Genomic DNA, 12,699 nt, shown 5'->3' on the forward strand with positions numbered 1-12,699 from the left:
GTGTGCGTCCGGCGGCGGCAAGGCGCAGACATGAGCCGTCACCGCTGACGCCGAGCAGTGGGCTGGCCGGGTGCGCCCCCATGCCTGAGTGCGCAGGCAGGGGGGCACCACCCGGGGGTCAGCAGATGCGGGAGATCAGACCCGCCAGCAGCGCGACGCGGGGCGCGACCGAGTTGAGGTCGAGCCACTCCTCGGGACCGTGGTCGCCGCCGCCCACCGGGCCCAGACCGTCGAGAACCGGTACGCCTGATTCGGCCAGCAGGTTCGCGTCGGCGCATCCACCGGTCGCCGCGTGCGTGACCGTGATACCGAGCTGCCTGCCGACGTCCTCGGCAGCACGCAGCAGCTGGGCCGTGCCGGGGCCACCGGCCCATGGCGGCGTCGGCGCCACCACCCGCATGGTGGCGGTGACCCCGTCGACGACCGTGTCGCCGACCAGCCGGGCGATGTCGGACAGGGCCGCCCGGTAGGCGGCGGGCTCGGTGGCGCGCACGTCGGCGACGAGGCGGGCGTGGTCGGCCACGACGTTGGGCCGGGTGCCGGCCCGCAGGATGCCGACGTTGACGCCGTCGAGGTTCTGCAGCGCGACGGTGAGGTGTGCCGCGGCGAGGGCCGCGTTGGCGCCGCGTTCGGGTTCGATGCCCGCGTGCGCGGCCCGGCCGTGCAGGTCGATCTCGACGTCGGCGACGCCTTTGCGGGCCGAGACGAGGTCGCCGTTGTCTCGGGCGCATTCCAGGCACAGGATCGCGTCGGCTTGCGCGGCGAGCTCGGCCAGCAGTGTGCGGCTGCCGATGGAGCCGATCTCCTCGTCCGGCGTGGCGACCACGACGAGTTCGCCGAAGCTGCGGTCGCCGAGCCGGATCAGGGTCTCGATCGCGGCGAGGCCGGCCAGCAGGCCGGCCTTGTCGTCGCAGACACCGGGCCCGTATGCCCGGCCGGTGGCGCCGTCGACGGTGAGCGGGCGGGCCGCGGCTGTGCCCGGTGGGAATACCGTGTCCAGGTGTGCGGCGAGCAGGATGCGCCGGGTGCCTCGGCCGGGCAGCCGGGCCACCACGGCGTCGCCGAGCGGGACCGTGGTCTCGTCGCAGATCGGCACGAGGGTGACGTCGAGTCCTGCTTCCGCTGCGTAGCCGGCGAACCGGGAAGCGACCTTGCGCAGGCCCGCGACCTGCCGGGAGCCACAGTCGATCTCGACGAGTTCGGCGAGCCTGGCGAGAAATGCCGGGTAGCGCTCGGCGGCCGTCTCGCGCAGCTTGCGGGCGTTCACAGGACCTTGGCCAGGAACGCGCGGGTCCGGTCGTGCTGCGGGTCGCCGAGCACCTGGTCGGGTGTGCCGGATTCGACGACGACGCCGGCGTCCATGAACACGACGGTGTCGGCGACTTCGCGGGCGAAGCCCATCTCGTGGGTGACGACCATCATGGTCATGCCGTCTTCGGCCAGGCCGCGCATCACGTCGAGGACTTCGCCGACGAGTTCGGGGTCCAGGGCGGAGGTGGGTTCGTCGAACAGCATGAGTTTGGGCCGCATGGCCAGGGCGCGGGCGATGGCGACGCGTTGCTGCTGGCCGCCGGAGAGCATGGCCGGGTAGGCGTCGGCCTTGTCGGCCAGGCCCACCCGTTCGAGCAGTTGCATGGCTCGTTCCCGGGCGGCGGCGCGGGGCTCTTTGAGCACGTTGACCGGTGCTTCGGTGATGTTGCCGAGGGCGGTCAGGTGCGGGAAGAGGTTGAAGCGCTGGAAGACCATGCCGATGTCGCGGCGGCGGTGTGCGATCTCGCGTTCGCGTAGTTCGAACAGGCGGTCGCCGCGCCGGCGGTAGCCGACGAGTTCGCCGTCGACCCACAGCTGCCCGGCGGTGACGGATTCGAGGTGGTTGACGCAGCGCAGGAAGGTGGACTTGCCGGAGCCGGACGGGCCGAGCAGGCAGCTGACCTCGCCGGGGGCGACCTGCAGGTCGATGCCGCGTAGTACTTCGAGGTTGCCGAAGCTCTTGCGGACGTTCTCCGCTTTGATCATGGCGGTCATCGGAACATGCCTCCCCGCTGTGTTGCCTGGTGTCCGCGGCCGAAGCGGCGCTCGACGAAGTACTGGGCCAGCGACAGGACGCTGACCATGGCCAGGTACCAGATCGCGGCGACGGCCAGGAGCGGGATCACCTTGTAGTTCTGGGCGTAGACGGTCTGCACGGCGGTCATCAGGTCGCGTCCGGCGATGACCGACACCAGGGCGGTGGACTTGAGCATGGTGATGACCTCGTTGCCCATGGGCGGTGCGATCACCCGCATCGCCTGCGGCAGGATGATGCGTCGCATGGTCAGTGCGGGTTTCATGCCCAGGGCGTGTGCGGCCTCGGTCTGGCCGCTGTCGACGGCGAGGATGCCGCCGCGGACGATCTCGGCGGCGTACGCCATCTCGTTGAGCGACAGCGCCAGTACCGCGGGCACGATGCCGACCATGACGGCGTTGGTGGGCTGGTCGAAGATCGCGATGTCGGTGAACGGCACGGTGATCGTCAGGCGCGGCAGCAGGGCGCCGAGGAAGCCGAAGAACACGATCTGCACCAGCAGTGGTGTGCCGCGGAAGAACCATACGAATGCGGCGGCGGTGAACCGCAGGACCGGGTTCGCCGACAGGCGCATGACGGCCAGCAGGACGCCGCCGGCGGTGCCGAGCACCATGGCGATGGCGGTCAGCAGCAGTGTGGTGCGCACGCCTTCGAGGACGAAGTCTTTGAACAGGTAGTCGGCGATGATGTCGGGTTCGAGGTTGGGGCTGCGCACCAGCGCGGAGAAGATCTGGTAGGCCAGCAGGGCCACGGCCAGTGCGGCCAGCCAGCGTCCGTAGTGGCGGACGGGAACGGCTTTGATCGGGGGATGGGTGTCTTGCGTCATGGGGTGGGGTCCCTCGTGTCAGTGGCACGTGACGGGCGCTGGGCGCGCCCGTCACGTGCCGGTGGGCGCGGTCAGTCGATGGCCTGGTCGATGGTCGCCGTGGCCAGGCCGATCTCCTTCTGCCCGTACTGGTCGAGGATCTTGGCGTAGGTGCCGTCGTCGATCAGGGACTGCACCGCGGCCTGGAACGCCTGCGCCAGGTCTGCGCGCGACTTGAGGAAGCCGAAGCCGTTGGGGCTGGCCAGCCAGCCGTTGGGGTTCTGCGGGTCGGCGGCCAGCTGCACCTTGTCCTTGAGCTGCGCCTCGGTGTCGGCGAGGTTGACCCGGGTCGCGGCGACCGCTTCGACGGCGCCGGCGAGCAGGGCCTGCACGGCCTGCGGGTTCTCCGGGTACTCCTTGATGGTGATCGCCTTGCCGGCGCAGCTGTCCTTGCTGTAGGCGGTCAGGTGCTTGGCCTGGTTGCTGGCCTTCTGCACCCCGACCGTGCGCCCGCACAGGCCGGTCACGTCGTTGATCGCCAGGGGGTTGCCCTTGAGGACGAGGAACCCGGTGCCGGACGCGGAGTAGTCGACGAAGGTGGCGACCTGCTGGCGCTCCTTCTTGTCGGTGATGCCACCGGCGATGGCGTCGTACTTGCCTGCCTGCAGGCCGGGCACGAGGCCGTCGAAGGGCTGCTGGCTCCACTGCGCCTTCAGGCCCAGGCGGGCCGCGGCGGCGGTGAGCACGTCGTGGTCCAGGCCCTTGAACTCGGTGGTGTTGCCTTCGGTCTTGAAGTCGATGAACGGCTCGTACGGGGCGTTGGTGGCGATGGTGACGGCGGCCTTGCCGCGGAAGTCGGCGGGCAGCTTGGCGGCGACTTTGGCGTCGGTGGTGACGTCGCCGACGCCGGTGATGGCGACGGTGACGGTCGCGGCCGCCGGGGAGTCACCGGTGGCGGGGGTGTCGGTGGCGCAGGCGGCCGCGGTGAGCGCGACGGCCGCGAGCGCGGCGCTGGACAGGGCGAAACGGCGCGAACGCATGAAGTCCTCCCGGTTACTGAAACTCAGTACCCGGGACTGTAATAGGCGTTACAGAGATTGTGAAGTTACGTTTTGATGTAACAAGATCATTCGAGGAGGCCGTACCGCTGCGCCGCCGCCTCGATTGAGCTCAACTGCTCGCCCGCGGCCGGGCCCAGCCGGGCGATCACGCCGTCGATCAGGGTCTCCAGAACCGCCACGGTGGGCACGAAGCTGTCGTAGGCCGACGGCGAGTCGACCCGGCTGGGCAGCACGACGTCGGCGACGCCCGCGACCGGCGACAGCCACCGGTCGGTGAACAGGATGATCTTCGCCTCGTGTTCCTTGGCCGCCTGCGCCAGCCGCAGCGTGGGCTGCTCGTAGCGGCGGTAGTCGAACAGCACCAGCAGGTCCTTGCGGCCCAGGCCGGCCAGCAGCCCGGCCCGCTCGACCTGGCCGGCAGGCAGCAGGCGGCTGTTGCCGCGGATCTGCACCAGGTGCATCACGAGGTAGTGGGCCAGCAGCGCCGAGAAGCGGCCGCCGTGGCCGGTGACCCGCAACTGCGGATCCGACAGCAGCCGCACCGCCGCCTCGACCTCGGCCTCGGGCAGCTCGGCCAGGGTGGCCTCCACGGCCTGGGGCAGCACCCGCCGGGCGCGCTGGAGCGCCCCGCCGGGGGCAGCGGGCGGTTCCGCGGTGTATGCGGCCAGCGGCGAGGTGTCGCGCTCAGCGAGCTCGTCCCGTACGGCCTTCTGGAACTCGGGGTGGCCCCGAAAGCCGAGCCGGTTGACGAAGCGCAGCACCGTCGGCCCGCTCACCCCGGCCCGCTCGGCCAGCACCGCCACCGTCTCCAGCGCCGCCGAGGGGTAGGCCGCCAGCAGCACCCGGGCCACCCGGCGCTCGGCCGGGCTGCATTCGCCCAGCCGGGCGTGGATCATCCCGGCGACGCCTTGCTCGACTGCGGTCATCTGCCACCTCCGCGGACAGCCTAGCCACGCGCGGGCGAGGGCTCCCGCCCGGCGCGCGCCGGGCGGGAGCCGCCGGTCACTTGGCCACGGTGCAGGAGTATGCCGCCGAGCCGGCGCCGGAGTAGGCCTCCAGCTCGATGTAGACGGTGGCGCTGCCCGAGGCGGTGCGGGTGTAGGTGAGCGATTCGTCGGCGCCCGCGCCGTCGTTGACCGAGCGCACCAGCGTGCTGCCGGAGGAGCTGAGCAGGTACAGGTCGGCGTCGTAGGCCGACGGGATCGCGCAGTTGACGGTGATGGTCTGACCCGAGGCCAGGGTGGTGGCGAAGTAGTCGCGGTCGGAGCTGCTGCCCATGTTCCCGGTGACGGTGGCGGGGTAGGTCAGCGATGCGATGCTGTCGGCGGCCGTGCGGGAGTCGTTGGGCTCGGTTTCGGCGTGGGTGGAGCCGCCCCCGCCCCCGCCGCCGGGCGGCGGGCAGGAGGTCAGCGGGGTGCCGCTGTACAGGTTGGCGTCGGCGACGCCGTTGGTGACGCTGCGCAGGTAGTAGCCGCACGTGGGCCGGTTGGCGAAGTCGTAGGTCTGGCCGGCGGTCAGTTTCCAGATCTTGAACCCGGAGAAGCTGAGCGACTGCCCGGCCACGGCCCGCTCGGGCTGGTGGTCGCCGAGCACCACGTACGCGCTCGGCCCGGTGAGGGTGGCTTTGCCCGCGGCGTCGATGAACAGCGAAGCGCCCTCCTCCACGCCGACACCCCAGGCCGCGCCGCCGCTGGTCAGCCCGTCCTTGACGGACCGGGCCACGAAGGCCATGAGGCGTCCCATGCGGTCGCGGGCGACGAAGTGGGAGTCGTTGATCGTGTTGGCGTAGTTCGGCCACTCGAACATGGCGGTGGTGAAGCTGATGTAGCTGTCGTAGGGGTCGGCCAGCGCCTCGCTGGACAGCACGCTGCCGGTGCAGGCGTCGTACACGACGTCGCTGTTGATGTGGTGCCCGGCGCTGCCCCCGCCGACGCCGCCGCCCTTGGCGACCACCGACTGGACCGAGGCACGCAGCGCGGTGCCCTTCCAGTTGGCGTAGCGGCACTGGTCGCCGCCGGCGAAGTAGACGAACTCGGCGTTGCGGATGTCGGTGTTGACCTGGCTGTTGTTGCCGTCATTGGTGGCGGTCAGGGTCAGCGTGGTGCAGGAGTTGACGTTGGCCAGGCCGACGATGGTGTCGCACTCGGGGGTCTTGCTGCCCGAGCTCGGCGCGGATCCGGCCACGACGGTGACGTCGATGCTGCCGCTGCCGCCGCGGATGGCGTCCACGGCCTTGCTCATCGTGGCGGCGACGACGGCACCGGAGCCGTTCATCGTGTACGCGGGCCCGGACCAGGTGGTGCGGTTGACATCGGTGGCGCTGCCCTGGCGGACCCGGGTCACGGAGGCGTGCGCCGGGGTGCCGATAAGGGTGCCTGCCAGCACGGCGACGGTGGTCGCTGCGGCCAGGCGGGAGATGGGGGGCATAGATCCTCCTCGACGGATCCCACCACGCTGGGATGTATCGCACCGTACAGTCGAGGCTGATTCTTGTACATCTGTAGTTTCCATTACTTACACGGCCGTAACGTTCGTTACATCTAGACGTACAGTACGCGAGCTTGTAACGTGCTGTCGCGTCGCCCGCACCGCGCCGACACCCAGTCCGGCTCCGTCCGCCGCTTGGAACCCCAATCCCACCGCGCGGCGGCGGGCGGAGCCTCCCACCCCCGGGAGGCACCCCATGACCCGACGACGCACCCTGCTCGCCGGCGCCCTCGGCGCAGCCGCGCTCACCACCTTCGGCCCCGCCGCACCCGCCACCGCCGCGGGCCCCCGCCGCGGCCCGCTCATCCTGGTCGGCGGCTCCCTCGCCGACGACAACACCGAGATCTACGGCGAGATCGTCCGCCGCGCCGGCGGCCCCGCGGCCCGCATCGGCGTGCTCACCGCCGCATCCATCCCACCCAGCCAGGACCCCGACGCCGGGACTCCCGACGCGATCAACAGCCAGACCAACGGGCAGTACTACGCCGACCTGCTGCGCTCCCACGGCGCCGGCGACGCCGTATGGATCCCCGTCGACCTCGACCGCATCACCGCCGCCGACGACCCCGCCGTAGCCGCCCTCGCCGCCGGCTGCACCGGCTTCTTCTTCGGCGGCGGCGACCAGTTCCGCTACGTCACCACCCTGCTGCACGGCGACGCCCACACCGACACCCTCGTGCTCGCCGCCATCCGACGCCGCCACCGCGCCGGAGCGGTCATCGCCGGCAGCAGCGCCGGAGCCCAGATCCAGCAGGCCGCCGACATGGTCACCGGCGGCGAGAGCTACGAAGCCCTGCGCGACGGCGCCCAGCCCGGCTACTTCGACGACCCGAACACCAGCGGCTACTGGCCCGCCGGCGGGTTCGGACTGCTCACCTCCGGGCTCATCGACACCCACTTCTCCGCCTACGGCCGCCTCGGCCGCGCCGTCCGACTCGCCGAAGACACCGGCCACGACCGGGTCTACGGCCTCGACCCGAACACGGCGCTGCTGGTCACCGACCCGGGCAGCAGCGACGAGCGCAGCCGCGTCCTGGGCGCCGGCGGCGTCAACCTGCTCGACCTGCGCGACGGCGTCCGCTGGAGCCACCTCACCGCCGGCTTCGCCTACCACCCCGCCACCCGCCGTGTCCGCGTCCCGCACACCCTGCGGCAGCTGCGGCCCGGCGGCGCACGCACCATCGCCGACAGCAGCGACGTCTTCGGCGACGACGTGGCCACCGCCCTGGCCCTGGAACTGGCCGGCTCCCGCGACGGCACGGTGGTGGGCCACACGCGCCAGCAGGACCCGCGCTTCGCGGTGACGCTGGCCAAACGTCCCGGGTTCACGGCCTACACCGCCGACGGCCACACCGCGGCCGCGTTCTGCGATCTCGCCGTCCACATCCGGCAGGTCTGACGGGAGCGGGCGGGTCCGGCGCGCGACCGCCCGCCGGACCCGCCCGCTCACCGGCCGGGCGTACCCGGACCGCCCGCGGCCGGCGCCTCACCCGACCATGCGGCAAGGCCGGCGCCGGGTACGCGGACCCGGCGCCGGCCGCGGTCACACCGCCCTGGCGGTGACGACGATGTTGTCCCGGTAGTGCCGGCTCGCCTCGTCGAACGGGCCGCCGCACGTGATCAGGCTCAGCCGCAGCGCCCCGTCGCGGGCGAAGTAGCGCGCCAAAGGGATCTTCGTCTTGCGGAACTGCTCGACGGCGACGACCTGGAACCGCACCACACGGGCGGCCCGGTCGCCAACCTCGACCTGGTCGCCCGCGTCCAGCTCACGCAGGCCGAAGAAGGCGCCCTTGCCCTGCGCCGCGCTGTCGACGTGCCCGGCGATGACGATGGACCCGCCGGTGGCCTCGAGACCTGGTCCGAACCGGTACCAGCCGACGCTGTCGACGCTGGGCGGCACGGCGAAGTCGCCCGTGCGCGGGTCGATGCCGACCGCCTGGACCCGGGCGTCGAGTCCCATGGCGGAGATCCGCAGCCGCACCGGCGCGACGACCTTGCCGGCCTGCGGCAGCGCGCCCGGCTGGACCGGCACCGCAGTTGCCTGCGCTGTTGGCGCCGGCGACGGGCTCGCCAGTGCCTCGACGTCGGCGGAGGGTTCGTCGGCCCGGGGGCCCGTACAGCCGGTGGCCAGCAGCGCTGCCGCCCCCAGGGATCCGGTGAGCAGGTTCCGGCGGGACATGACGGGACGGCGCGCCCCGTGGTGACGGGGCGCGCCGGCGAAGTACGACCTCATCACCTGGTGGTGCGCCGGGTCGCCAGCCGGACACTACCGGCGGTGAGCAGCAGCAGGACCGCGACGCCCGCGGCCAGCCACCACACGTTCACGCCCGGCTCGTCGGCCAGACCGCCGTCGCCGCTGGGCACGCCACCGGGAGCGGAGTGCAGGCCGCTGATGACCTGCGCCACCACCCCCAGGGTCTTGTCCTGCGCCGAGCCGGTGGCGTAGACGATGGTGGCGGTGCCCTCCTTGAGGTCGACGTCGGTGGCGGGGATCGCCACTGTCGTCGTGCCGGCCAGCACCACATCGGCGCTCACGGTGCCGGCAGCGAGGTCCGCCTTGGCCTCGTTCGGGTTGGTCAGGTTCTTGAACACCGGGGTTCCACCGGCGCGCACGTCGACCGCGGGCGCGGCCGCGGTGTGCCGCACGATCAGGCGCGCCTTGCCTGCGCCGACCTTGCTGACGTCGTTGACGAACGGGGTGATCTTCGGCTTCCCGGCCTCGTCGAGGTGCGCGACGAGGCTGATGTTCGCGCCGCCGGGAACCGCGGCGCCGTCGACCGACAGGATCGCCTTGTCGATCGGCTCACCGGGCTTGGTCAGGTCGATGTCGTAGGAGCCCTCCGCCAGGTCCAGCGGTCCGGCGACATCGCCTGGCTTGAAGTTCTTCAGGGTGGCCTTGCCGTTGACGTAGACGTCGACCGGCGTGGCGGGAATGCCGTGCACCACAGAGACCTTCGACGTGGCAGCGTGCGCGGGCATCGCCGTGGCCAGGCCGCCGGCGGCGGTCACGGCCGCCGTGACTGCGCCCAGCGCCAGCAGGCGGCGCACGATCGAGGTAGGCATCAGCTTCTCTTCTCTTGTCGTCTGGTCCAGACGGTCGTCTGCGCCGTCATGGGGGGCTACGACACCCGCGCCGCCCGTGGATGCGGACAGAGAAGTACGTCTCCTTCGCATCCACGGGCGCGGTCGCGGTCGTATGCATCCGTGAAGGGGCTTCTGCGCCGCGAAGGGAGGCGGTGTGAGTGCAGCGGCTACAGTCCTGTCGACTCCACGGAAGGCGATCCCTCTGGTGACCGAGCAACGCGAGGAAACCGCCGTGATCGACGCCGACGCTCTTGCCGAGAGGTTCACGGCCGGCGACGAGGCGGCACTGCGTGAAACGTATGACCGCCACGGCGCAGCCGTGTACCACCTGGCATCACGGTCACTGCGCAACCGCGGTGACGCCGAGGACATCACCCAGGCGGTGTTCGTGTCGGCGTGGCTGAGCCGAGCCACGTTCGACCCAGCACGCGGCAGCCTCCTGGGATGGCTGCTGGCCATCACCCGCCGCAAGATCATAGATCTGGTACGGGTGCGCCAACGCGCCGAGCGGGTCGAAGAGGTGATCCGCCGCCAGCCCGAGCCTGCGCCCGAGGCCTCCGCCGAACAGGTCGTCGACCAGCTCGTCGTCGCCGACGAGCTGGCCAGGCTGCCCGCCGACCAGCGGACCGTGCTCGAGCTGGCCTTCTACGATGACCTGACACATCAGCAGATATCAGAGCGGACGGGCTTGGCCCTCGGCACCGTCAAGAGCCACATTCGGCGTGGCATGGGTGCCATCAAGCGGCGCTGGGAGGTGGACAGTGAAGCATATTGAGCAAGACGAGCTGATCCTGCTGGCTTTCGCCGATCTCTCCGAAAAGCCCGAGGCCGTCAAGCACCTGGCCGTCTGCGGCGCATGCCGCCAGGAGGTGGCCGCGATGCAGCAGCTCGCCGGCATCGTGTCACAGGCCCGCGAGATGCGCGCACTGCCCGCTCCCCCGCCTGGCGTGTGGGCGGCGATCGCGGCGCAGACCGGAGCCGTTCGCCGTTCGCCGCAGTCGGCAGGCAGCGGTCCGGCGGCTCCACCGCCGATCAGCGGCGCCACCGCAGCAGCCCGTCCCGCCGACGGCCGTCCGCGCGGCGCCACCGGACCGACACGTCCCGGCGGCCGGCGCAGGTGGCTGCGGTTGGCGATGACCGCGGCCGTCGTGGTGACCGCGGTCGCCGTGGGCGCGGTCGGGGGCGTCTGGTGGAGCAGGCCCCAGGCGCCGGCACAGCCGGCGGTGCTGGCCGCCGCCGACCTGGCGGCCTTCGGCGACACCCCCGCCTCGGCACTCGGACGTGCCCAGGTCGTGCAAGGTCACCGGCTGCGATTGCAGGTGAACGGCCTGCCCGCGGTCGACGGCTACTACGAGGTGTGGCTCATCGACCCCGACACCCTGCGGATGTTCTCCATCGGCACGCTCGGGGCCGGCGCCGACAGCGAGTTCACGTTGCCGCCCGATGCCGATCTGAGCACCTACCGCCTGGTCGACGTCTCGGCCGAGCACTTCGACAACAACACCGCCCACTCCGGTGACAGCCTGCTGCGCGGGCTGCTGGCCTGAGCCCGCTGGCAGGCGCACGACAGGAGGCGTACACGATGATCTGCACATGCGGCCGGTGGCCGCGGCGAGACGGTTCGGCCTGCGGTGCGGGGCGGTGACCGGATGGCCGCGGTCTCGATCGACCTTCCCGGAGGCCTGAGCAGCACGGCGGTGGCGCGCGAGTTCGCGGGGCTGCTGGTGCGGTCGTGGCGGATCGGCCACTGCCGTGCCGACATCCTGATGCTGGCTTCGGAGCTGGTCAGCAACGCCGTGCTGCACGGCGGCGGCGCGGTGACGATGAGCCTGGAGCGCACCGGTGAGTTCCTGCGCATCGAAGTCGCCGACCGCAGCCCGCAACCGCCGGTGCCCCGCCAGCCCGATGTCGAGGGCGGGTTCGGGATGGGCATCGTCCATCGGCTCTCGCCCCGGTGGGGTGTGCGCAGCGTGCTGGGCGGGAAGGTGGTCTGGGCCGACTACCGCCTGCCGTGACCAGTCCTGCGGCCGGGCCGGCCAGGATCGTTGCGCCATACGGCGTGGCTGTTCCGGCCGTGGGTCCTGCCCGGGCGGGTGCGTGCTCAGGCCGAGTGCCGCCAGACGACCGGCGACGGCAGCAGCATGCTCTGTGGCACGTCGCCCTGGCCGAGGATCTGGCGGTGCACGATCTCCGCCGCGTTCTGGCCGATCTCGCGGGCCGGCTGATGGACGGTCGACAGCGGCGGCTGGGTGCGGGCCGCCCATGCGCTGTCGTCGAACCCCACCACTCCGACGTCTGCCGGGACCTCGCGGCCGGCTTCGCGCAGGACCTGCATCGCCCCGGCCGCGACGGCGTCGGATGCGGCGAAGACGCCGTCGACGGCGGGTTCGCGGTGCAGCAGTTCCCGCATGCCGTTGACGCCGCCGGCGTAGTCGTAGTGCGGCACCTCGGCCACCAGGTCGGGGTCGAACAGGTCGCCGAGCGCTTCGCGGAAGCCGGTGAGGCGGTCGACGCCGGAGTCGCGGTTGAGCGCCGGTGCGATCATGGCGATGCGGCGGCGGCCGGTCGCCATGAGCCGCCGGGTGATCTCCTTGGCCGAGCCGGCGTTGTCGATGCCCACGAACGGTATGGCGTGGTTGAGGTCGGGTGGATGTCCCACGTAGACCGCGGGCAAGCCGATCTGGCCGATGAGTTTGGTGATCGGGTCGTAGGCGCGTGCGGACACGATGATCGCGCCGTCGACGAATCCGCCGCTGAGGTAGCGCGCGACGCGCTCGGTGTCGCGGTCGGAGTCGACGACGAGGCTGACCATCTGGTAGCCGGCCAGGGACAGCACCGCGTTGGCGCCGAGCATGATGGCCCCGATGTTGGGGTCCTCCAGCAGCACGGTGTGGGGTTCGAGGGCGAGGAATCCGACGGCTTCGGAGCGGCGGCGTTTGAGGTTGCGGGCCGCGGTGTTGGGGACGTAGCCGACCTCGGCGATGGCCGCCTCGATGGCGGTGCGGGCTTCCGGTGACACGTAGCCGCCGTTGAGCACGCGGTTGACCGTCCCGCGGGACACTCCCGCCGCGGCGGCGATGTCCTTCACGGTGGCTCGCCGGGGTGCACCGGAGGTCGTCACGCGGTCACTGTAAACGACGGTATTGACGCCGCCCAGCCCCATGGCTAGCGTGTGTGCTCGTTCACACATTCGCCAT

13 protein-coding genes are annotated in these 12,699 nt (G+C 71.5%); 4 read left to right on the forward strand and 9 right to left on the reverse strand.

Annotated features, from left to right (window positions below):
• Window positions 1–118: 118 nt before the first annotated feature.
• From F6W97_RS13495 to F6W97_RS13520, 6 genes are all read right to left on the reverse strand, one after another.
• Window positions 119–1,267 carry a M20 family metallopeptidase gene (locus tag F6W97_RS13495; RefSeq protein WP_230686653.1) on the reverse strand — a complete coding sequence of 383 codons (1,149 nt, stop codon included), beginning with the start codon at window positions 1,265–1,267 and terminating at the stop codon, window positions 119–121.
• Window positions 1,264–2,025 (reverse strand): amino acid ABC transporter ATP-binding protein, encoded by a 762-nt coding sequence (locus F6W97_RS13500; protein ID WP_155370656.1) that lies wholly within the window; start codon window positions 2,023–2,025, stop codon window positions 1,264–1,266. The genes F6W97_RS13495 and F6W97_RS13500 overlap by 4 nt, the downstream gene beginning before the upstream one ends.
• The gene (locus F6W97_RS13505) at window positions 2,022–2,891 is read right to left on the reverse strand and encodes an amino acid ABC transporter permease (protein WP_155370657.1); all 870 of its coding nucleotides are present in this window, start codon (window positions 2,889–2,891) and stop codon (window positions 2,022–2,024) included. The genes F6W97_RS13500 and F6W97_RS13505 overlap by 4 nt, the downstream gene beginning before the upstream one ends.
• A 71-nt stretch (window positions 2,892–2,962) precedes the next feature.
• Window positions 2,963–3,910, reverse strand: a complete 948-nt coding sequence (locus tag F6W97_RS13510) for an ABC transporter substrate-binding protein (RefSeq protein ID WP_155370658.1) — start codon at window positions 3,908–3,910, stop codon at window positions 2,963–2,965.
• An 86-nt stretch (window positions 3,911–3,996) separates the two neighbouring features.
• A complete protein-coding gene (locus tag F6W97_RS13515; RefSeq protein ID WP_196279123.1) occupies window positions 3,997–4,857 on the reverse strand; it encodes a MurR/RpiR family transcriptional regulator in 861 nt (286 codons plus the stop codon).
• 76 nt (window positions 4,858–4,933) lie between these two features.
• Window positions 4,934–6,358: a hypothetical protein gene (locus F6W97_RS13520; RefSeq protein WP_230686654.1), complete on the reverse strand. Its 1,425-nt coding sequence runs from the start codon at window positions 6,356–6,358 to the stop codon at window positions 4,934–4,936.
• A 256-nt stretch (window positions 6,359–6,614) separates the two neighbouring features.
• On the opposite strand from F6W97_RS13520, the gene F6W97_RS13525 reads away from it, so the two are divergent.
• The gene (locus F6W97_RS13525) at window positions 6,615–7,817 is read left to right on the forward strand and encodes a cyanophycinase (RefSeq protein WP_155370659.1); all 1,203 of its coding nucleotides are present in this window, start codon (window positions 6,615–6,617) and stop codon (window positions 7,815–7,817) included.
• 144 nt (window positions 7,818–7,961) lie between these two features.
• Here F6W97_RS13525 and F6W97_RS13530 read toward each other — a convergent pair whose 3' ends face one another.
• Window positions 7,962–8,597 (reverse strand): class F sortase, encoded by a 636-nt coding sequence (locus tag F6W97_RS13530; protein ID WP_155370660.1) that lies wholly within the window; start codon window positions 8,595–8,597, stop codon window positions 7,962–7,964.
• Window positions 8,598–8,650: 53 nt separating this feature from the next.
• Entirely contained in the window at window positions 8,651–9,481 is an 831-nt protein-coding gene (locus F6W97_RS13535; protein WP_155370661.1) for a DUF4397 domain-containing protein, read from the reverse strand.
• Between the two features lie 226 nt (window positions 9,482–9,707).
• On the opposite strand from F6W97_RS13535, the gene F6W97_RS13540 reads away from it, so the two are divergent.
• The 3 genes from F6W97_RS13540 (at window position 9,708) to F6W97_RS13550 (ending at window position 11,517) form a co-directional block, all read left to right on the forward strand.
• On the forward strand, window positions 9,708–10,277 hold the full coding sequence (locus F6W97_RS13540; RefSeq protein ID WP_155370662.1) for an RNA polymerase sigma factor: 570 nt from the start codon (window positions 9,708–9,710) through the stop codon (window positions 10,275–10,277).
• On the forward strand, window positions 10,264–11,049 hold the full coding sequence (locus tag F6W97_RS13545; RefSeq protein ID WP_155370663.1) for an anti-sigma factor: 786 nt from the start codon (window positions 10,264–10,266) through the stop codon (window positions 11,047–11,049). The genes F6W97_RS13540 and F6W97_RS13545 overlap by 14 nt, the downstream gene beginning before the upstream one ends.
• Window positions 11,050–11,151: 102 nt before the next feature.
• Window positions 11,152–11,517 carry an ATP-binding protein gene (locus F6W97_RS13550; RefSeq protein ID WP_155370664.1) on the forward strand — a complete coding sequence of 122 codons (366 nt, stop codon included), beginning with the start codon at window positions 11,152–11,154 and terminating at the stop codon, window positions 11,515–11,517.
• 86 nt (window positions 11,518–11,603) lie between these two features.
• On the opposite strand, the gene F6W97_RS13555 is transcribed toward F6W97_RS13550, so the two are convergent.
• On the reverse strand, window positions 11,604–12,623 hold the full coding sequence (locus tag F6W97_RS13555; RefSeq protein WP_230686655.1) for a LacI family DNA-binding transcriptional regulator: 1,020 nt from the start codon (window positions 12,621–12,623) through the stop codon (window positions 11,604–11,606).
• Between the last annotated feature and the right edge of the window lie 76 nt (window positions 12,624–12,699).

The organism is Catellatospora vulcania, from assembly GCF_009720385.1.
GTDB classification, from domain to species: domain Bacteria; phylum Actinomycetota; class Actinomycetes; order Mycobacteriales; family Micromonosporaceae; genus Catellatospora; species Catellatospora vulcania.

Excerpts from the sequence above, each read along its gene's own strand:
- F6W97_RS13530 (WP_155370660.1), bottom strand. The coding sequence starts at position 8,597 with ATGTCCCGCCGGAACCTGCTCACCGGATCCCTGGGGGCGGCAGCGCTG.
- F6W97_RS13525 (WP_155370659.1), top strand. The coding sequence starts at position 6,615 with ATGACCCGACGACGCACCCTGCTCGCCGGCGCCCTCGGCGCAGCCGCG.
- F6W97_RS13520 (WP_230686654.1), bottom strand. The coding sequence starts at position 6,358 with ATGCCCCCCATCTCCCGCCTGGCCGCAGCGACCACCGTCGCCGTGCTG.
- F6W97_RS13505 (WP_155370657.1), bottom strand. The coding sequence starts at position 2,891 with ATGACGCAAGACACCCATCCCCCGATCAAAGCCGTTCCCGTCCGCCAC.
- F6W97_RS13535 (WP_155370661.1), bottom strand. The coding sequence starts at position 9,481 with ATGCCTACCTCGATCGTGCGCCGCCTGCTGGCGCTGGGCGCAGTCACG.
- F6W97_RS13510 (WP_155370658.1), bottom strand. The coding sequence starts at position 3,910 with ATGCGTTCGCGCCGTTTCGCCCTGTCCAGCGCCGCGCTCGCGGCCGTC.
- F6W97_RS13550 (WP_155370664.1), top strand. The coding sequence starts at position 11,152 with ATGGCCGCGGTCTCGATCGACCTTCCCGGAGGCCTGAGCAGCACGGCG.
- F6W97_RS13500 (WP_155370656.1), bottom strand. The coding sequence starts at position 2,025 with ATGACCGCCATGATCAAAGCGGAGAACGTCCGCAAGAGCTTCGGCAAC.
- F6W97_RS13515 (WP_196279123.1), bottom strand. The coding sequence starts at position 4,857 with ATGACCGCAGTCGAGCAAGGCGTCGCCGGGATGATCCACGCCCGGCTG.